The sequence below is a fragment of the Streptomyces sp. NPDC101393 genome, assembly GCF_044767385.1.
Lineage (GTDB): Bacteria > Actinomycetota > Actinomycetes > Streptomycetales > Streptomycetaceae > Streptomyces.
Window position 1 is genome coordinate 289,569 of the sequence record NZ_JBIWNU010000004.1, and the last position, 19,002, is coordinate 308,570.

The window sequence follows — 19,002 nt, forward strand, 5'->3', positions numbered from 1 at the left end:
TCACACCGTCCGTGCTGCCCGACGGTACGCGTACACCGCGTAGCCGCCGAAGAGCGCCAGCCACGCCGCCAGCACCGCCACCGTGGTGAGTCCCGGGGCGCCGCCGTGCGTGATGCTCAGGCCGAGGTCGGCGAAGCGGTTGGCGGGCGTCCAGTGGGCCAGCGAGCGCAGCCACCCGGGGAACGCCTCCACCGGGAACCACAGGCCGCCGATGATCGAAAGGATGAGCAGGCAGCCGGTGTTGACCAGGCCGGTGGCCTGCGAGGAGAGGCGGTAGCCGTTGCCGAGGCCGAGCAGGGTGAAGGGGATGGTCCCCAGCCAGAGCACGACGACGAGCGCCGCCCACTGCCAGGCGGGCATCCGCACGCCGTTGACCAGCGCGCCCACCAGCAGCACCGAGGCGATGGCGGGCAGCACCGTCACCGAACCCGTCAGCCCGCGGCCCACCACCACCCGCAGCGGGCTGAGCGGGGTGATCCGCAGCTGCCGCAGCCAGCCCAGCTGCTTGTCCTCGGCGACGCCAGTGCCGGTGCCGATGGCGGCGCCCAGCGCGCCGTACGCGGCCATGCCGACCATCGCGGAGACCTTCCAGCCCATCGCCGCGCCGCCGGGGCCCGTACCGATGTTGGTGAACAGCAGGTACATCAGCACCGGCATCCCGATACCGAAGATCACAAAGCCCTTGTCGCGCAGGGTGCGGCGGACTTCGAGGCGGAGGTAGTCGAGCATCACGCGAGCTCCTTCGCGGACAGGGCGGCGGGGGAGCCGGCCGGGCCCTTGGGGGCCGGGCCGCTGCGGCCGCCGCCCGTGGTGTCGGTGAGCTGGAGGAAGGCGTCCTCCAGGCTTGCGGCGGCGACCTCCAGGCCGCGGACGAGGCCGAGCCCGGCCAGTGCCAGAACCGTCCCGTCCGAGTCCGAGGTCCGCAGCAGCGCGCGGTCGCCGCGCACCTCGACGGCGGTCACACCGGGCAGCTGCGCCAGCGGGGCGGTGGGGGCGCCCGCGAGGTCGAAGGAGACCAGGGACCCGCCGGCCCGCCGCTTGATCGCCTCGCTGCTGCCGTCGGCGACCACCCGGCCGCGGTCGATGACGACGATCCGGTCGGCGTGTTCGTCCGCCTCCTCCAGATAGTGGGTGGAGAAGAGGATGGTGTGGCCGCGCCGCGCGTAGGCCCGCATGGAGCGCCAGAACGCCCGCCGCGCCTCGACGTCCAGCGCGGCGGTCGGCTCGTCCAGCACCAGGAGTTCGGGATTGCCGGCCAGCGCCACCGCGAAGCGGACCCGCTGGGCCTGCCCGCCGGAGAGCCGGTCCACCCGGCGCCCGCCGAACTCGCCCAGGCCCGCCAGCTCCAGGGCCTCGGTCACGTCCATCGGGTCGGGGTAGGTGGCGGCGACGAAGGCGATCAGCTCGCGGACGGTGACCCGGGGTATCGGCCTGCCGTCCTGCAGCATCGCCCCCACCCGGCCCGCCCGCACCGCGGCCTCCGGCGTCCCGCCGAACAGCCCGACCTCCCCCGAGGTGGGCGGCAGCAGCCCCAGGAGCATGTTGAGGGTGGTGGATTTGCCCGCGCCGTTGCGGCCCAGCAGGGCCACGGTCTCGCCGGCCGTGATCCGCAGATCCAGTCCGTCCACGGCGCGCACCGCGCCATAACTCCGGGTGACCCCGGAGAACCCCACCGCGATGCCGGCGCCCGCACCGCGCGCCCCGCCTCTGCCGCCCGTTGTCTTCATGCCGTCGACGTTACGGAGGGTGGCCGCCGGGCGGCAGAGGCGAATGTGGGTGATCTCCCCTGACAAATGTCATGGCCGCCGTCCGGTGGGGGCCGCCCCGACAGAATCTGACAATGCGTCAGAGGTCTTCCCGGTGCCGGACGGATCGGCTATACATGAGACCCATCGGCTAGAACGCGTTCTAGAAGTGCGCCGGGTGTGCCGCTCATGCCCGCACTCCGGCCCCGCTGACCGAAGGCGCCACGGCCGACCGCAAACGACCCCGGCACGGCCGACGGTGCGGACAGCCGGGCCGGGGTCTTCACACCGTGGTGAAGGAGCAGCAGCCCCATGCCCATCGACGTCGCCAAGGCCACTTCCGCCGAACCGCGGACCACCGAACTCGCCTGGGACCACAAGGACGTCCAGCTCTACCACCTCGGCATCGGCGCGGGCGCCGGCACTCCCGAGAAACCCCACCCCGCCACCGACCCCGACGAACTGCGCTACACCCTCGAAAGCGCGCTGCACGTCCTGCCGAGCTTCGCGACCGTCGCGGGCGGCGGCATGGCGGTCGCCGGCGGGCTCGCCGCCCCCGGTATCGACGTCGACCTCGCCGCCGTCCTGCACGGCGGCCAGAGCGTCACCGTGCACCGGCCGCTCCCGGTGCGCGGCCGCGCCACCCAGACCTCCACCGTCCCCGCGGTGTACGACAAGACCAAGGCCGCCGTCATCGTGCTGCGCTCCGAAGCCGCCGACGCGGACGGCCCGTTGTGGACGTGCGACACCCAGATCTTCGTCCGCGGCGAGGGCGGCTTCGGCGGCGACCGCGGCCCCTCGGCCCGCCTCGAACTCCCCGGGCGCGCCCCGGACCTGACCACCGAGCGGCTCATCCGCGAGGACCAGGCGCTGCTCTACCGCCTCTCCGGCGACTGGAACCCGCTGCACGCCGACCCGGAATTCGCCAAGCTTGCCGGCTTCGACCGGCCGATCCTGCACGGCCTGTGCTCCTACGGCGTCACCCTCAAGGCCGTCGTCGACACCGCGCTCGGCGGCGACGTCACCCGCGTGCGCGCGTACGCCACCCGCTTCGCCGGCGTCGTCCTCCCCGGCGAGACGCTGCGCATCGACCTGTGGCGGGATGCCCCCGGGCCCGGCCGTATCCAGGTATCGGTCACCGCCGCCGACCGCGACGGCGCCCCGGTCCTCGCCGACACCGTCGTCGAACACAGCTGATCCGCCGGACCGTTCACGAGGACCACCGGCACCGCACCCCCCCATCGCCGCAGTCGCACCCGTACCCGCACCGTCCGTTCGTACGAGAGGAGCCGCACCGTGCGCGCAGCCGTACAGCACGAGACAGGACAGGAAAAGCTCGAAGTCCTCGACGACGTCGAGGCGGTGGGCTTCGGGCCCGGCAAGGTCAGGATGCGCGTCCGGGCCACCGGCCTGTGCCATTCCGACCTGTCGGCGATGAACGGGGTGCTGCCGCAGCCGGTGCCCTTCGTCCCCGGCCACGAGGGCGCCGGCGAGATCCTCGACGTCGGCGACGGCGTCACCTCCCTCCGGCAGGGCGACCGGGTCCTGATGTGCTGGCTGCCCGCCTGCGGCGACTGTCCGTCCTGCAGGCGCGGCCAGACCCATCTGTGCCTGGCCGGCTTCATGAACGCCGGGACGCCCAACTTCAAGCGCCCCGGCGGCGACGTCTTCGGCTTCGCCGGGACCGGCACCTTCGCCGAGGAAGTCGTGGTCGCCGCCAACTGCGCGGTCCCCATCCCGGACGACGTCCCGTACGAGATCGCCGCCCTGATCGGCTGCGGTGTCACCACCGGGCTCGGCGCCGCGATCAACACCGCCGAGGTGGAGGCCGGTTCGTCGGTCGCGGTGATCGGCTGCGGCGGCGTCGGCATCTCCGCGATACAGGGCGCACGGGCCTGCGGCGCGGCCCAGATCATCGCCGTCGACCCGGTCGCCACCCGCCGCGAGGCCGCCCTGCGCTTCGGCGCCACCGAAGCCGTCGCCCCCGACCAACTCGCCGACGCCAAGGCCAGGATCACCTCGGGCGAGGGCTTCGACTACGTCTTCGAGGTGGTCGGCCGGTCCGCGACCGCCCGCACCGCCTACGAGACGACCCGCCGCGGCGGCACCCTGTGCGTCGTCGGCGCGGGTGCCATGGACGACCACTTCCAGGTCAACATGTTCGAGCTGTTCTTCGACGAGAAGCGGATCCTGCCGTCCCTGTACGGCGGCGCGGACGTGCTGCGCTCCTACGAACGCGCCATCGCGCTGTGGCGGGCCGGCCGGATCGACCTGGAGGGCCTGATCACCCACCGCGTCCCGCTCGACGGGATCAACGACGCCCTCGACCAGATGCGCAACGGCACCGCACTGCGCACCTGCATCGAGATCTGAGCCACCCCGCGCTCACCACCCGGGGACCGCCGACCGCCGCGTGGCGCACCGCCGCGCGGCCACCTTCCGCACGATGCGCCGCACCCGCATCGCGAGCGACCGAGAGGACCGGAATGGCACAGCCACTGAACGGCCTGACCGCGATCGTCACCGGTGCCGGGCGCGGCCTGGGGCGCGCCGAGGCCCTGGAACTCGCCCGCCTGGGCGCGAACGTGGTCGTCAACGACTTCGGGCAGAGCGGCCGGGACGGATCCGGTGACGCGTCCGCGGCCCCCGCCGAGGAGGTCGCCGCCGAGATCCGCGCCGCGGGTGGCGAGGCGGTCGCCCACCTCGGCGATGTCGCGGACTTCGGGCAGGCCCGCGCGCTGCTCCAACTGGCCGTCGACAGGTACGGACAGCTCGACATCCTGGTCAACAACGCGGGCATCCTGCGGGACCGGATGGTCTTCTCCATGAGCGAGGACGAGTGGGACTCGGTGATCCGGGTCCACCTCAAGGGCCACTTCAACACCACCCACTTCGCGGCCGCCCACTGGCGCGCACGCTCCAAGGCGGCCGGCGCCCCCGTGTACGGCCGGATCGTCAACACCTCCTCCGAGGCGTTCCTCGCGGGCTCGGCGGGCCAGCCCAACTACGCCGCGGCCAAGGGCGGCATCGTCGGGCTCACCACCTCCACGGCGCTGGCGCTCGGCAAATACGGGGTGACGGCCAACGTGATCTGCCCCCGCGCCCGCACCCGCATGACCGAGGATGTCTTCGCCGGCTTCCAGGAGCCCGAGGAGGGCGGCCTCGACGCGCTCGCCCCCGAGCATGTCTCGCCGCTCGTCGGCTATCTGGCCTCGCCGGCCGCCGCCCACGTCAACGGCCAGCTGCTGGTCGTGCACGGCGGGATGGTCGCGGTCGCCGAACGCCCCCGGATCGCCGCCCGGTTCGACACCGCCAAGGACGTCTTCAGTTACCAGGAGCTGGACGAGCTGCTGACGCCCTACTACGCGGGGCGGCCGCCGCACGAGACCTTCGCGGCGGCGGAAGTGCTGAGTCTCAAGCACGGGGGCTGACGGCGGGCCCGGACGCGCGAACGGCCGTGGCCGCCGCGCCGCGGTGAAGCGGTGCGGCGGCCACGGCCGTTCGCGCGCAGGGCGCCGGAGTGCCGTTATGCGCTCTGGGTCTGCTTGTCCCGGCGGTGCCGACCGTTGGCGGCCGCCTTGGCCTCTTCCGTGGCGGCCGGGCCACGGTGCTTGCCGTAGCTTGCCGCCTCGGCGGCCTGGGCGGATGCCTCCTGGGGGCGCGCCTCGGTCGTTTCGGTTCGGGCTTCGGACATGGAAAGAGTCACTCCGTCAGATCGCTTGCAGCTGTACGCGTCAGGACCTCCGCGGCATCACCGTGGGTTGCCGGGTCAACCGGCTGCGTAGCCCCCGCCCAAATTCTAACGGGGCGGGAAATGCTGCTCCACTGCGCCTCCCGGGCCGCCAGGGGTGCCTGTTGCAGGGGTACTGGCCTGCACATTTGGGGATGCGTGGCGGCGCCCGGCGGTTCCCCTTCCAGGATCTCCGGTTGTGCGGATGCTGTGCAGCCACTGTCGACATTCCCGAAAGCCGGGACAATCCCGTCACCGTCCGCTACAAGGCGCCCCGCCGTCCCCGGCCCGTCCCCGAAATCCGCCCGGAGCGCCACCGCCGTGCCCTTCCCGACGGCCGGGCCGATGCCGGTGGCCCGCGCGGGCTCCAGCGGGACGGCCATCCGCGCCACCCCGCAGGGCACCGCGTCCGTCGCGTACGGCAGCAGCAGTTCGCCGCCCGCCGTCCACAGGCCCGCCCCCGGCAGCCAGCCCTCCGGCGCCGGCAGCTGCCGCAACTGCCGCCCCGAGGGCCGCCACACGCCCAGCCACGTGCCGTCCGCCGTATCGATGCGCAGCGCCACCGCGCAGCTCTCCGGCATCAGCATCTGGCCGGGCTGCACCGCGAACGGAGTGACGTTTTTCCGGGGCCCGTCCGCCAGGTTCAGGCACTCGGGAAAGCGCACCGGCAGTGCGCTGCCCAGCACGCCCCAGCCGATCCGGTCGTGGCCCGGCGCATCGGACCGCACGATCAGCAGTCCGCTGTCCGGATCGGCGAGCAGCAGCCGGTCGTTGCTGTCCTCGGTGATCTGCAGCAGCGGGCTGACGGCGGCGCCGCGCTCCAGGTCGAGCACCACGGTCTTCGTCCGGCCGGCCAGCTCCCGGTCCAGGGCGAGTAGCCGGCCGCGGCGGTCCAGCCAGGCGCCGCCCGTGCAGCGTCCCGGCACCTCGGTGATCCACTCGGGGCCGCGCGCGCCGCCGTGCACCACCCACAGCGCGGTGCTCGCCTCGCCGGGCGCCAGCGCGTAACCGAGCATCCCGCCAGGCGCGGGCGGCAGCAGGGTCAGCTCGGGCGCCTCGATGATGCCGAGCGGGAGTTCACCGGTCCCCGGGCCCGTGGGGTAGAGCAGCGCGAGGGCGAAGCGGTCGGCGACCCGGCGCAGGATCAGCACCCGGCCGTCCGCGAGCGGCAGCAGCTCACTGTCCGGTTCCTCGGGCTGACGGCCCGGCAGCGGCACGGCGTACGGCTCGTGGCCGTCCATCGTCCAGCGCTCCGGGAACCAGCTCCCGGCGGCGTCGTCGTGACGGGCGAGCCGGGCGGCGTACGAGCCGTCGGCGGCGATGGTCAGGGCCGCGCGGTGCGGGCTGTTGAGCGCCAGGGCACCCTCAAGGGCACAGATCGTCATCGAGTGGTCACCTCCAGTCAGGAAGGACGCTAGTTTTCGCACTTCCGGCCGATCAACGCCGCTTGCCGCACTTCACGCATAAGGGTGGCGAATGTCCGGTTCGCCGGTGCGGAGCGGGGTGGTTGTGCTCCGGCGCCTCCGCGCCGCGTGACGTAAGGCAGACCTGAGGTGGCTCCGCGCCGCGTTCTCCGTGCCCCCGCGGGCAGGGCCGCCGGTCTCCCCGGAGCGCGTGATGTCCCGGCACCACCGCCCCGGCCCCGGGCGGCAACGGCGCCGGCGCGAAGCCCGCCGCCCCGGGGCGGCAGGGACTTCGGCAGGGACTTCGGCGCCGCCGGCAATCCCGCCACTGGGGCCGGCCCGGGGAGCGTCCACCAGACCGTCGCGGACCGGATCTTCACCGGCGTCCACGGCGTCCACGGCGACCCCGGGCCGCCAAGCGCGAGAGCGCCGGGAACGACCCGCTGTGGATGAAGCGCGAAGCGGTCAGGAACGCTCACTCGCGCGATGTGCCGGACGAAACCTGGTAGCCGTTCCCGGGCGTCACCGCCGCCGGCAGAGTCCTGGACGGCCGGCGTCCCTTCCTCGCCGGGTGACCCACGCGCCCCGCAGCGCCCCCGCCGGCGGCCAACCGGTACGCGACTCGTCGCCGGGGCACGGGTGAGAGGTAACCTTCCACCCGTGCCCGCACTGTCTGAAGTCCTCACCGCTCTCGACGCCCTCTGGCCCCCCGAGCGGGCCGAACAGTGGGACGCCGTCGGCACGGTCTGCGGAGACCCCGACGCCGACGTCCGCCGCGTGCTGTTCGCCGTCGACCCGGTCCAGGAGATCGTCGACGAGGCCGTGCGGCTCGGCGCCGACCTCCTCGTCACCCACCACCCGCTCTACCTGCGCGGAACGACGACGGTCGCGGCCTCCACCTTCAAGGGGAAGGCCGTGCACACCCTCATCAAGCAGGACATCGCGCTGCACGTCGCGCACACCAACGCCGACACCGCCGACCCCGGCGTCTCCGACGCCCTGGCCGGCGCCCTCGACCTGCGCATCCTCGGCCCGCTGGTGCCCGACGCGAGCGACCCGGCCGGCCGCCGGGGTCTCGGCCGCATCTGCGAACTCCCGCACCCGATGACGACCGCCGACTTCGCCGCGTACGCCGCGGCCCGGCTGCCGGCCACCGCCCAGGGCATCCGGGCGGCCGGCGACCCGGACCGTGAGATCCGCACCGTCGCCGTCTCCGGCGGCTCGGGCGACAGCCTCTTCGACGACGTACGGGCCGCCGGCGTGGATGCGTTCCTCACCGCTGACCTGCGCCACCACCCGGCCTCCGAGGCCACCCAGAACAGCCCGCTGGCGCTGCTCGACGCCGCCCACTGGGCCACCGAATGGCCGTGGTGCGAGCAGGCCGCGGCCCAGCTCGACGCGGTCTCCGACCGGCACGGCTGGGGACTGCGCACGCACGTCTCCCGTACGGTCACCGACCCCTGGACCGCCCACGCGGCGTCCGCCCCGCTCACCACCCCGACAAACACAACAGGAGCCCCACGCTGAACGCCGCGCCCGCCGACCAGATCCGCCTTCTCGACGTCCAGGCACTCGACGTCCGGCTCACCCAGCTCGCGCACAAGCGCAAGAACCTCCCCGAGCTCGCCGAGCTGCAGGCCCTGGAGGCCGACCTCATCCAGCAGCGCGACCTGCTCGTCGCCGCGCAGACCGAGGAGAGCGACACCAGCCGCGAGCAGACCAAGGCGGAGCAGGACGTGGACCAGGTGCGCCAGCGCGCCGCCCGCGACCAGAAGCGCCTGGACTCCGGCGCCGTCACCTCCCCCAAGGACCTGGAGAGCCTCCAGCGCGAACTGACCTCGCTCGCCAAGCGCCAGGGCGACCTGGAGGATGTCGTCCTGGAGGTCATGGAGCGCCGGGAGTCCGCCCAGGAGCGGGCCGGTGAACTCACCGCCCGCGTCGAGTCGATCCAGGCCAAGGCCGATGACGCCACCGCCCGCCGGGACGCCGCGTACGCGGAGATCGACGCCGAGCGCGAGACCGTCACCAAGGAGCGCGGGCTGACCGTCGCCGACCTCCCGGCCGACCTCGTCACGCTCTACGACAAGATCCGCACGAAGGAAGGCGGCATCGGTGCCGCCCGCCTCTTCCAGCGCCGCTGCGAGGGCTGCCGCCTGGAGCTGAACATCACCGAGGTCAACGACGTCCGGGCGGCCGCCGCCGACACCGTCGTACGGTGCGAGAACTGCCACCGCATCCTGGTCCGCACGCCCGACTCGGGCCTGTAGGTCATGGCACGCCGGTTCATCGTCGAGGCCGACGGCGGCTCCCGGGGCAACCCGGGGCCGGCCGGCTACGGCGCCGTCGTCCTCGACCCGGCGACGGGCGAGGCGCTGGCCGAGGCCGCCGAGTTCATCGGCACCGCGACCAACAACGTCGCCGAGTACAAGGGCCTGGTGGCCGGCCTGCGGGCCGCGCACGCCCTGGACCCGCAGGCGCTCATCCATGTGCGGATGGACTCCAAGCTGGTCGTCGAGCAGATGTCGGGCCGCTGGAAGATCAAGCACCCGGACATGAAGCCGCTGGCGGCCGAGGCGCAGCGGGCCTTCCCGCCCGACCGGGTCTCGTACGAATGGATCCCCCGGGAGAAGAACAAGCACGCCGACCGGCTCGCCAACGAGGCGATGGACGCCGGGAAGAGCGGCCGCCAGTGGGAGCCGCGCGACTCCCGCGCGGCCCTCGACGCCGGGCCCGCCCGCAGCTCGGCGGCGCGCGCCGCCGACGCGGCGGCCCAGGCGTCGGAAACGTCCGGGTCGCAGGCCACTGCGACCGTCGGCTGGGGCGCGTCCGCCGATCTCGGCGCGCCCGCGACCTTCGTCCTGCTGCGGCACGGCGAGACCGCGCTGACGCCCGAGAAGCGGTTCTCCGGCAGCGGCGGCACCGACCCCGAACTCTCCGCCGCCGGACGCCGGCAGGCCGAGGCGGCAGCCGCCGCCCTCGCCGCCCGCGGCACCGTCCAGGCCGTGGTCAGCTCACCGCTGCTGCGCTGCCGGGAGACGGCCGAGGCCGTCGCCGACCGGCTCGGCCTGGAGGTGCGCATCGATGACGGGCTGCGCGAGACGGATTTCGGGGCCTGGGAGGGGCTGACCTTCGCCGAGGTGCGCGAGCGGTATCCCGACGACCTCAACGCCTGGCTGGGCTCGTCCAAGGTGGCGCCCACCGGTGGCGGCGAGTCCTTCGCGACGGTCGCCCGCCGGGTCGCCGTGGCGCGGGACAAGCTCGTCGCGCGGTACGCGGGCCGCACGGTCCTCGCCGTCACCCACGTCACGCCGATCAAGACGCTGGTCCGGCTGGCCCTCGGCGCCCCGCCGGAATCCCTGTTCCGGATGGAGCTGTCCGCGGCCTCCGTCTCGGCGGTCGCGTACTACGCCGACGGCAACGCCTCGCTGCGGCTGCTGAACGACACCTCGCATCTGCGCTGACGCACCACGACGGGCCCGGCACCTCCACCGAGGTGCCGGGCCCGTCCGCGTGCGTGCGTTCTCAGACCGCCAACGCCGCGGCCTCCCGCGCGAGTTCGCGCACCCGGCCCCAGTCCTTGGCGGCCAGCGCGTCCGCCGGCAGCATCCATGTGCCGCCGACGCAGCCGACGTTGGGCAGTGCCAGATACGACGGTGCGGACGCCAGGCCGATGCCGCCGGTCGGGCAGAAACGGGCCTGCGGGAGCGGCGAGGACAGGGACGTGAGATAGGCCGTGCCGCCCGCCGCCTCGGCGGGGAAGAACTTCATCTCGGTGACGCCCTCGTCGAGCAGCGTCACCACCTCCGACGTCGTCGAGACACCCGGCAGGAACGGCACCCCGGAGTCCTGCATCGCGCCCAGCAGCCGCGGCGAGACGCCGGGGCTCACCAGGAAGCGGGAGCCGGCCGCGCGGGCCGCGTCGACGTGCTCGGGCGTGAGCAGGGTGCCCGCGCCGATCACCGCGTCCGGCACCTCGTCGGCGATGGCCCGGATCGCGTCCAGCGCCGCGGGGGTGCGCAGGGTGACCTCGATGGCGGGCAGCCCGCCATCGACGAGGGCACGGGCGAGCGGAACGGCGTCGGCGGCGTCGTGCAGGACGACGACCGGGATGACGGGGGCGAGCCCGAGGACCGAGGGGGTCTCGGCGGGCGCGGGGGAGGAGGCGGCGCTAGTCACGCCGCCCATAGTGCGCCCACCATCCCACTCTGCGCAACGACCGTTGCGCATGTTGCAATCGACGGCTTGCGCTCGACCCGCCTCACAGCTCCGTGACGATCACATCGACCGCCCAGGCCTTGCCGCCCTTGGCCGGGGCCTGCGCCTCCACCGCGTAACCCAGCCCGCGCAGCGCGTCCACCAGCTCCGCCGGACCGGCCGGCTCCAGGCCCGCCGCCAGCAGATCGCGCACCATCCGGCCCTTGGTCGCCTTGTTGAAGTGGCTGACCACCGACCGCTTCTCCACCCCGTCCACGACCTTCGACTGCAGCACCCGCACCGTCGCCGTACGCCCCGCCACCTCGCCCTTGGGCTTCCACGCCGTCGCATACGCGGCCGACCGCAGATCGAGCACCAGCCCGTCCCCGGCCGCCTCCGGCAGCACCTCGGCCATCGGCGCCCGCCAGTAGGCGCCCAGCGCGCCCAGCGCCGGCAGCTTCACCCCCATCGAGCAGCGGTAGGACGGGATCCGGTCGCCGACCCGCACGGCGCCCCACAGCCCCGAGAACACCAGCAGCGACCGCTGGGCCAGCTTCCGCGCCTTCGTGTCCAGAGAGTCCAGGCCGAGCGCGTCGTAGAGCACCCCGGTGTAGATCTCCCCGGCCGGGCGCGCGCCCGCCGTGCGCAGCCCCGCGTTCTTCGCGACCTCGCCCTTGAGGCCCTCGCTGAGCCCCAGCACCTCCTGCGCCTTGGTCGCGTCGGCCGCGCACAGCTCGACGAGCTCCGCCAGCACCTCCTCGCGCGCGGCGGCCAGCCCCGGCAGCGACAGCGAACCCACGTCCAGCGGCGCCCCGGCCCCTCCCGCGGCCTTCCCTTCGGACGGCGGCAACAGCACGAGCACGGTCTTCTCCTTCACGGCGGTACGGGCGGGGATGCGGCCCCGTGAAAGCGTATGGCCTGCGAGCGGCCGGCAAAGCACCCGCCCGCGGTCACCCCTGCACCCGCCGGGACCGTACGCCGCGCCGCGAGCGGCGGGCCGCCATACGCTCGGTTCCATGCCCCGTCGCCATATGCATGTGACCGACGCAGCGGAGGCACCGCTGCGCGCCGCGCTGCGGGAGCTGCGTGGAAAGCTGGACATCCCCGACCACTTCCCGCCCACGGCACAGGCCGAGGCGGACAGTGCGGCGCGCGCCCCGCGCATCCCGATGGCCTGCGGCAACGTGGCGACCGAGCACACCCTCGCCGACGCCACCGACATCCCGCTCTTCACCATCGACCCGCCGGACTCCCTCGACCTCGACCAGGCGATGTTCCTGTCCCGGCGGGCCTCCGGCGGCTTCCGCGTGCACTACGCCATCGCCGACGTCGCCTCCTTCGTGACCCCGGGCGGCGCCCTGGACGCCGAGGCGCACCAGCGCGCGGTGACCCTCTACTTCCCCGACGAACGCGTCCCGCTGCACCCGCACGCGCTCGGCGAGGGCGCCGCCAGCCTGCTGCCCGACCAGGACCGCCCGGCCGTCCTGTGGGAGCTCGACCTCGACGCGGACGGCGCCCTGACCGGCACCTCCGTACGCCGAGCCCTGGTCCGCTCGCGCGCCAAGCTCGACTACGCGGGCGTCCAGCGGATCATCGACGACAGGACGGCCGAGGAGCCGCTCGCCCTGCTCCGCGACATCGGCACGCTCCGCGAGGAGCGGGAGGTCGCCCGCGGCGCGATCTCCCTCAACGTCCCCGAGCAGGAAATCGTCGAGAAGGACGGCTGCTACACCCTCGAATACCGCGCCCCGCTCCCGGCCTACGGCTGGAACGCCCAGATCTCGCTGCTCACCGGCATGGCCGCCGCCGACCTGATGCTGGCCTCCGGGACCGGCATCCTGCGCACCCTGCCCACCGCCCCCGACGGCTCGGTCGCCCGGCTGCGGCTCACCGCCCGCGCGCTCGGCGTCGACTGGCCGCACCACACCTCGTACGCGGCCCTGATCCGCGGCCTGGACCCGGGCCGCGCCACTCACGCCGCGTTCCTCCAGGAGTGCACCGCCCTGCTGCGCGGCGCCGGCTACACCGTCTTCGACGGCGCCCCGCCCAGTGCCGCGGAAGCCCAGCACGCCGCCGTCGCCGCCCCGTACGCGCACGCCACCGCGCCGTTGCGGCGGCTCGTCGACCGCTACACCTCCGAACTCTGCCTGGCGGCGTCGGCGGGCACCGACCCGCCCGAGTGGGTCCATACCGCGCTGCCCGCCCTGCCCCAGGAGATGGAGACCGGCACCCGGCGCGCCAACCAGGTCGAACGGGCCTGCGTCGATCTCGTCGAGGCCGCGCTGATGCGTGACCGGGTCGGTGAGATCTTCGAGGCGCTGGTCGTCGACATCCAGGAGAAGAACCCCGCCCAGGGCATCGTTCACCTCTACGAACCGGCGGTCATCGGCCGGATCGAGTCCGCCCCGGACGGCCCGGCGCTGCCGCTCGGCCACCGCATCCAGGTGCGCCTCGCCGAGGCCGAACCGGGCCACGACCCGGTCCGCTTCACCCCCGCCTGACCGGGGGCGGCCCGACGTCCTCCGGGTCCGCGCCGCCCCCCTGCGCCTCCCGGACGGCCTCCCGTACGGCGGCCACCGCGCCCCGGGCGTCATCGGCATGGAACCGCACCGTCCGCACGCTCACCCGCCGCCCCAACAGCCGTACGGCCACGACCGGTTCGCGCAGCTCGACGGTGACCGACGTCTGGCCGCCCACCTGGAGCTCCAGCACCCCCTCCGCCGCTTCCTTGGTGAACCGCAGGTCGTACCGGACGGAGGCGATCCGCTCCAGCGGGACCCGGATCTCCATCCGGGCGCCGTCCCGCACCCGCAGCACGCCGCTCCCCAGCACATGCGGCCGGGTGACGGCCGCCGCCTGCAGGCCCAGCATCGTCAGCACCGTGTAGACGTCGACGACCAGCAGCACCGCGTGCACCACCGGCACGCCCGCGAGCAGGACGGCCAGCCCCGCCGTCTCCACCGCGCACACGAACGCGAGCCCGTACACGAGCGCCGCCTGCACGCCCGCGTAGCCGAACGCGCGCTCACCGGCCGCCACCCCGATCCGCCGCCGCGCCACCCACCACCCCAGGCTCACCAGCCACCGCCCCTCGTGCCCGGCCAGCCGCCGCATCTTCCCGCCGAGGGTGACCGGCCCGCCGTCCAGCGCCCCGCCGTCCACCGCCCCGCTCACCGCGACCGCTCCACGACCAGCTCGACCGCCAGCCGCACCGCTTCCCGCTGCGCGGGCCCGAGGTCCCCGGTCAGAACCGTCAGCCAGGCCTCCCGGCGACCGCTGTCCGCACCGCCACCGCTCTCGGGCGACGCGGTGATCGCCTCCACCACCTCCGCCGGCAGCGCATCGGCCGCCGCCCGCGCCGCCTCCGCCACCCGCGGATCATCGGGCGCCACCCCCACCAGCCCGTCGAGCAGCCCGTAGACCGCGTACGCACGCTCCATCGCGCCCGGAGCGGTGAACGCGTCCCGCAAGGCGTCCAGCATCGGCCCCGACGCCCCCGCGCCGGCCGTCTCCAGCAGCGCCATCACCTCGCGGTCCTTCGCCGCCATCGCGGGCTCCGGGCCCGGCAGCGTGGCCGACGTACGCGCCATCTGCGCGAACAGCTCCGCCAGTTGCTCCGACACCGGCCCCTCCTCCGGCAGCCCGCCGTGCTCCGCCGCCTGCCTCAGCACCGCCGCCAGCCGCGCCCGGCGCCCCCGGATCTCCTCCTCCTGCCGCGCCAGATCCGCGTCCAGCTCGACGAGCACCTCCCGCAGCTCCCGCCCCGCGTCGTCGGCCAGCACATCCTTGACCTCCTCAAGACCGAGCCCCAGCTCCGTCAGCCGCCGCACCCGCGCCAGCGCCACCGCGTCGCGCAGCCCGTACTCCCGGTAGCCGTTGGCCCGCCGCGCCGGCTCGGGCAACAGCCCTTGGTGGTGGTAGTGCCGCACCGCACGGGTGCTGACTCCGGCCAGTGAGGCGAGCTCTCCGATTCGCATACGGCCAGTAGAAACGTTGACGCCGCGACAAGGTCAAGGCCATCCGCGCCCCCGGAGGCCGTCGGGCCCGCCCCCTCCGTACGGGTAGCATGGTCGCCACGGCGGACGAGCCGGCCGGGCGGCCGCGTGGGGATCCAAGGATCCTCCCGAGGAACGTCCGGGCTCCACAGGGCAAGGTGGTGGGTAACGCCCACCCGGGGTGACCCGCGGGACAGTGCCACAGAAAACAGACCGCCGGGGCCGCGAGGCCCAGGTAAGGGTGAAACGGTGGTGTAAGAGACCACCAGCCTCCGAGGTGACTCGGAGGGCTAGGTAAACCCCACCCGGAGCAAGGTCAAGAGGGACCGGATTCCCGCAAGGGCGCCGGACCTGCGCGGACGTTCGAGGGCTGCCCGCCCGAGTCCGCGGGTAGACCGCACGAGGCTGCCGGCAACGACAGCCCTAGATGGATGGCCGCCTCCCCTCGGTCCGCAAGGACCGGAGGAGACAGAACCCGGCGTACAGGCCGACTCGTCCGCCGCCTTCAGCTGACAGCAGGCCCCCGACTGGCAGAACGCCAGGCCGGGGGCCTGCTGCGTGTCTGCGGCAGGCTTGGGTGCGGCCACGCCTACGTGCTCTGGTGCCCGCCCCCACCGCCAGGCAGGAAATGAGTCCGCGCCGAGGTCCACCTTTGCAGCGTCCACTCAGCGTGTGCGTGTACCGGTGCCAGGCCTGCAGCTGCCCGGCCTCGACGATGTACCGCCGGACGTGGTCCAGTTCCGACCGCAGTTAGGTCGCCATCACTCGATTAATTGGTTTTGGTGTCGAAGTGCACTTTCTCCCGATAAAGCATTAATGCCTTGTGTGTACTGAATTGGGAATTGTGTATTGATCCGTTCGCCGTTTGATGTGCCGTCAAGGTCACCCTCGTGCAAGCAGATTTGCTCAGGATGGCACCGTGGAGCAGCATGAACGGACTGCGTGGATCCAACTGGGGGGGCTACAACAGTGGCTGACAAAGAGTCATATGTCGACCATGGTGAGTTGATGAAGCTAGCTCGCAGCTTTGAGCAACACTCCTATGACCTGGAGAAGACTCTCCAGAAATTCAAGGCAGAAACCGGGGAAGAAGCGATCACTGACGGCTTCGGGGTCCTGACCGAGTCGGAAGAGGTGACCTCGGCGTATATCGAGTACTCCGAGAATGTGGCCAGCGCGGTGAAGGCTATGTATACCCATTTGGACGGGATCGGGGCCGCACTGAAGCAGGTAGGCGCGAACACGGAGACCAACGATCAGGGTGTCGGGGCGCTCTTTGGCAATAACGACGGGGGGCAGCGGTGAGCGGGGACGAGTCGGTTGCCGAAGAGCTCGTCGAACTCGGAATTGAGATCGTCCATCCGGGCGGTCGGCCTGATGAGCTGAAAGAGGCCGCCAAGCAGTGGCGCCACCTGAAATCCGAACTCGATCGGATCTTCGGAGCCCTGGATAAGCAGGTCAACGCTGCGGTCGGGAACTCCTGGCGGGGCGAAGCGGCCGAGGCGTTCCAGGAGCACTGGAATGAGTGCAAAAAGTCCGCCGATCATGTGACCGAGAATTTCGACGAAGCCGCCGAGGGTCTAGAGAAGGCCGCGAAAGCCATTGAGGAGGTCAATAACGAAATCGAGGATATTTACATCGAGATCGGGATCTCCGTCGGGGTATCGATCGGTATGTCGTTCCTGACTCTCGGTGTCTCCGCCGGCGTCGGCGCGACCCGTGTGGCGATGTTGGCCAAGAGGGCCTTGGACGCGGCGGGTAAGTTGGGCAGGATGCTGAGGCTCATCGCCCGGACCTATCGGACGATCAAGAATATGCCGTTCTTCAGGCCGGCATTGATGCAACGCGGTGTAAAAGCCCTGGAAGGGTTCGCGGTCAATACGGCAACCGGCACCGCCGGCGGTGTGGCCACGAGCCTCTTGAGCAAGGGCGAGGCGGAGTGGAGGACCAACCTCATGGGCGGGATCGGCGGTGCGACCGTCGGCGCCGGAGCAGGAAAGCTCGCGACCGCCCTCGGCGGTAAGGACTTCATCAGCGGTGTGGCCGGCGGTGCGGCCGGGGGCGTTGCCGGCGACGGATTGGATGCGTTGCGCAAGGGCGAGTCCATGGATATGCGGCAGACCGCGATCACTGCCGTCACCGGTGGCGCAGCAGGCGGGATCGGTGGTTCGTTCCGAAGCTTCGACAGGGAGTTGGACCGGTTCGGGGCGGATGTCAGCCACGAGAACCGCACCGCGGAGAACCATGAGGCGAACATGGACACCGCATGGGGCACTGTCGTCCCTGTCGCCGGAGGTGTGGCGGGAAACGAAGCCAAGGATGGTTCCGAGAGCGTGGACAAGGGTGTTGAGAAAGGCCAGGACGCCGCCAAGCGAGGCGTCGAGGGGCGTAGTCGAACGGCGACCGACGAGGTACGAGATGTCTTCGGCTGACCATGCCGCAACCGGTGCCGCGCCCGCCTTTCGCCGGGTGAGCGGGGCTCCCCGCCGGGCTGGGGCGTGCCTCGCCGCACTGGCGCTGGCGGCCGCCACCCCCGTCCTGCCGCTGTGGCTCTTCTGGTCGGATCCGGAGCCGCGTCGGACGGTGATTCTTGTCGCGCTGGGGTGCGGACTGGCCTGTGTCGGCGGCATCGCCGTGTTTCAGCGGGCGGCAGGGGGACGGCGGCCGTACGCCGCGATCGCCGTCGCCGAGTTCTCGGAGGCTGAGGAGTCGGGCGGACCACGCGTCGCGGAACGGGACGGGCCGCCCCGGGCGCTGCCCTCGCGCCGGGGCATCCAGGGGCGTTCCCTCGCATGGTACTTCGGGGCCGTCACCGTGCTCCTGAGCCTTTTCGCCCTGGTGATCGGGACACCCCAGCGGCCGGAAAGCATGCAGCGGATCGCCGACGCCGGGGCCGAGTTCGTGGACGTATCGATGGAGAAGGTCGGCGACGTCCGGCGTCATGACCCGAGCAAGGGCCACGACTACTACACGTCGACGGCGGTCGTCCGGCTTGCCCCAAAGGCGGGCGGGCCGCCGGTGACGGCAACCGTCCACCCGAACACTCCCGACCGTCCGCACACAGGGGACAAGGTCTCGGTCCTCTACGCCCCGACGCGTCCCGAACTGGGCGCCCTGGCGGGGGACGAGCGCAGCCTCGGTGACGAACTGGAGGGCTCCACGATGAGGGCCGGCCTCATCTGGCTCGTCGGCGTCGTCTGGGCCGCCGGAATCGTCCTCTCCGTAGTCGTCCTTTCTCTGCGCCGTGGATTCAGTTCCTTCTCCCGGCTGGGCCGCGCCGATATGGCCGTGCGCGGGCAATGCTTGGGACCCGACGTCTTCCGACAGGGGGCCAGCGAAGACCCGTGTTTGAAATTCGTCACCGCGTGGTCTCGCACCGCGCATTTCCTTGCCGATGTCACAGCGGAACACGTTCCCGATTCCCTGAAGGGGCAGTACTTGTGGCTGTGCTGGGACGCCCGACAGGGGGCCAGCGGAAGGCGGTTCTCCGCGGGCAGTACCCCGGCGGCGCTGGTGTCCGACGGCGGATGGGTGATGCACGGGATGCTCAAGGCCGACGATGCGCAGTTGATGGCTGCCGAGGGGGTCTCCGTCGAAAAGGCTGAGGCTGCGCAGAACGCCGAGTCGCGCGCTCTGCGGCTCTGGGATCCGCACTCCGCGTGGCTGCTCTACATGGCACCGTCCGTGCTGGTGCTCGCCACCGTGCTCATCGGCTGCGCAGCGCTGCTGACCTTCGACATCACGGGCGTCTGGCGCTGGGTGACCGGGATTGCCGGTGCCGTCGCCGGGCTGGCTCTCGGCTATGTAGCAATGAGTGCCCCGTACCCGTCGGATCTGGGCTCGGCCCTGTCCTCGAAGGGGACGGATCCGGTTTGAGGTCTGCCGGGGAATGCGCCGCCGAAGGAAAGAACGCGGCAATAGAACGCAGGTGAGGG

18 protein-coding genes and 1 other RNA gene are annotated in these 19,002 nt (G+C 72.4%); 11 read left to right on the plus strand and 8 right to left on the minus strand.

Features of this window, described 5'->3' with window-relative positions; translation table 11 throughout:
- Together ACIRQ7_RS14765 and ACIRQ7_RS14770 are read right to left on the minus strand one after the other, a co-directional pair.
- Entirely contained in the window at positions 1-729 is a 729-nt protein-coding gene (locus ACIRQ7_RS14765) for an ABC transporter permease (RefSeq protein WP_404262615.1), read from the minus strand.
- Entirely contained in the window at positions 729-1,727 is a 999-nt protein-coding gene (locus ACIRQ7_RS14770) for an ATP-binding cassette domain-containing protein (protein WP_404262617.1), read from the minus strand. Before ACIRQ7_RS14770 ends, ACIRQ7_RS14765 begins: the two co-directional genes overlap by 1 nt.
- Positions 1,728-2,057: 330 nt before the next feature.
- On the opposite strand from ACIRQ7_RS14770, the gene ACIRQ7_RS14775 reads away from it, so the two are divergent.
- The 3 genes from ACIRQ7_RS14775 (at position 2,058) to ACIRQ7_RS14785 (ending at position 5,176) form a co-directional block, all read left to right on the plus strand.
- A complete protein-coding gene (locus ACIRQ7_RS14775) occupies positions 2,058-2,942 on the plus strand; it encodes a MaoC/PaaZ C-terminal domain-containing protein (protein ID WP_404262619.1) in 885 nt (294 codons plus the stop codon).
- 99 nt (positions 2,943-3,041) lie between these two features.
- Complete coding sequence (locus tag ACIRQ7_RS14780; RefSeq protein ID WP_404262620.1) at positions 3,042-4,118, plus strand: Zn-dependent alcohol dehydrogenase; 1,077 nt, start codon at positions 3,042-3,044, stop codon at positions 4,116-4,118.
- A gap of 113 nt (positions 4,119-4,231) precedes the next feature.
- On the plus strand, positions 4,232-5,176 hold the full coding sequence (locus ACIRQ7_RS14785; RefSeq protein WP_404262621.1) for a 3-oxoacyl-ACP reductase: 945 nt from the start codon (positions 4,232-4,234) through the stop codon (positions 5,174-5,176).
- 95 nt (positions 5,177-5,271) lie between these two features.
- Here ACIRQ7_RS14785 and ACIRQ7_RS14790 read toward each other — a convergent pair whose 3' ends face one another.
- Both ACIRQ7_RS14790 and ACIRQ7_RS14795 read right to left on the minus strand, forming a co-directional pair.
- A complete protein-coding gene (locus tag ACIRQ7_RS14790) occupies positions 5,272-5,439 on the minus strand; it encodes a hypothetical protein (protein WP_404262623.1) in 168 nt (55 codons plus the stop codon).
- An 8-nt stretch (positions 5,440-5,447) separates the two neighbouring features.
- Entirely contained in the window at positions 5,448-6,860 is a 1,413-nt protein-coding gene (locus tag ACIRQ7_RS14795) for a hypothetical protein (protein ID WP_404262625.1), read from the minus strand.
- Between the two features lie 678 nt (positions 6,861-7,538).
- Between ACIRQ7_RS14795 and ACIRQ7_RS14800 the strand changes: the two genes are divergently transcribed.
- The 3 genes from ACIRQ7_RS14800 to ACIRQ7_RS14810 are packed head-to-tail and all read left to right on the plus strand — an operon-like array spanning position 7,539 to position 10,339.
- Positions 7,539-8,405 carry a Nif3-like dinuclear metal center hexameric protein gene (locus ACIRQ7_RS14800; RefSeq protein ID WP_401472219.1) on the plus strand — a complete coding sequence of 289 codons (867 nt, stop codon included), beginning with the start codon at positions 7,539-7,541 and terminating at the stop codon, positions 8,403-8,405.
- Entirely contained in the window at positions 8,402-9,145 is a 744-nt protein-coding gene (locus ACIRQ7_RS14805; RefSeq protein ID WP_404263137.1) for a zinc ribbon domain-containing protein, read from the plus strand. Before ACIRQ7_RS14800 ends, ACIRQ7_RS14805 begins: the two co-directional genes overlap by 4 nt.
- A gap of 3 nt (positions 9,146-9,148) precedes the next feature.
- On the plus strand, positions 9,149-10,339 hold the full coding sequence (locus ACIRQ7_RS14810) for a bifunctional RNase H/acid phosphatase (protein ID WP_404262627.1): 1,191 nt from the start codon (positions 9,149-9,151) through the stop codon (positions 10,337-10,339).
- A 61-nt stretch (positions 10,340-10,400) separates the two neighbouring features.
- On the opposite strand, the gene eda is transcribed toward ACIRQ7_RS14810, so the two are convergent.
- The gene (gene eda, locus ACIRQ7_RS14815; RefSeq protein WP_404262629.1) at positions 10,401-11,063 is read right to left on the minus strand and encodes a bifunctional 4-hydroxy-2-oxoglutarate aldolase/2-dehydro-3-deoxy-phosphogluconate aldolase; all 663 of its coding nucleotides are present in this window, start codon (positions 11,061-11,063) and stop codon (positions 10,401-10,403) included.
- A 73-nt stretch (positions 11,064-11,136) separates the two neighbouring features.
- A complete protein-coding gene (gene yaaA, locus ACIRQ7_RS14820) occupies positions 11,137-11,934 on the minus strand; it encodes a peroxide stress protein YaaA (RefSeq protein ID WP_403671069.1) in 798 nt (265 codons plus the stop codon).
- A 154-nt stretch (positions 11,935-12,088) separates the two neighbouring features.
- Here yaaA and ACIRQ7_RS14825 point away from each other — a divergent pair, with 154 nt between their 5' ends.
- Positions 12,089-13,573: an RNB domain-containing ribonuclease gene (locus ACIRQ7_RS14825; protein WP_404262631.1), complete on the plus strand. Its 1,485-nt coding sequence runs from the start codon at positions 12,089-12,091 to the stop codon at positions 13,571-13,573.
- On the opposite strand, the gene ACIRQ7_RS14830 is transcribed toward ACIRQ7_RS14825, so the two are convergent.
- Positions 13,560-14,246 (minus strand): hypothetical protein, encoded by a 687-nt coding sequence (locus tag ACIRQ7_RS14830; RefSeq protein ID WP_404262633.1) that lies wholly within the window; start codon positions 14,244-14,246, stop codon positions 13,560-13,562. The two genes, ACIRQ7_RS14825 and ACIRQ7_RS14830, sit on opposite strands and share 14 nt — an antisense overlap.
- Positions 14,243-15,049 (minus strand): MerR family transcriptional regulator, encoded by an 807-nt coding sequence (locus tag ACIRQ7_RS14835; protein WP_404262635.1) that lies wholly within the window; start codon positions 15,047-15,049, stop codon positions 14,243-14,245. The genes ACIRQ7_RS14830 and ACIRQ7_RS14835 overlap by 4 nt, the downstream gene beginning before the upstream one ends.
- Before the next feature lie 106 nt (positions 15,050-15,155).
- Between ACIRQ7_RS14835 and rnpB the strand changes: the two genes are divergently transcribed.
- The 4 genes from rnpB to ACIRQ7_RS14855 all read left to right on the plus strand — a co-directional run bounded on the left by rnpB (position 15,156) and on the right by ACIRQ7_RS14855 (position 18,943).
- An RNA gene (gene rnpB, locus ACIRQ7_RS14840) (RNase P RNA component class A) lies at positions 15,156-15,566 on the plus strand.
- Positions 15,567-16,036: 470 nt separating this feature from the next.
- A complete protein-coding gene (locus tag ACIRQ7_RS14845; RefSeq protein WP_404262637.1) occupies positions 16,037-16,372 on the plus strand; it encodes a hypothetical protein in 336 nt (111 codons plus the stop codon).
- Positions 16,369-17,499, plus strand: a complete 1,131-nt coding sequence (locus ACIRQ7_RS14850; protein ID WP_404262638.1) for a WXG100 family type VII secretion target — start codon at positions 16,369-16,371, stop codon at positions 17,497-17,499. Before ACIRQ7_RS14845 ends, ACIRQ7_RS14850 begins: the two co-directional genes overlap by 4 nt.
- Before the next feature lie 37 nt (positions 17,500-17,536).
- On the plus strand, positions 17,537-18,943 hold the full coding sequence (locus ACIRQ7_RS14855) for a hypothetical protein (RefSeq protein ID WP_404262640.1): 1,407 nt from the start codon (positions 17,537-17,539) through the stop codon (positions 18,941-18,943).
- Positions 18,944-19,002 lie beyond the last annotated feature (59 nt).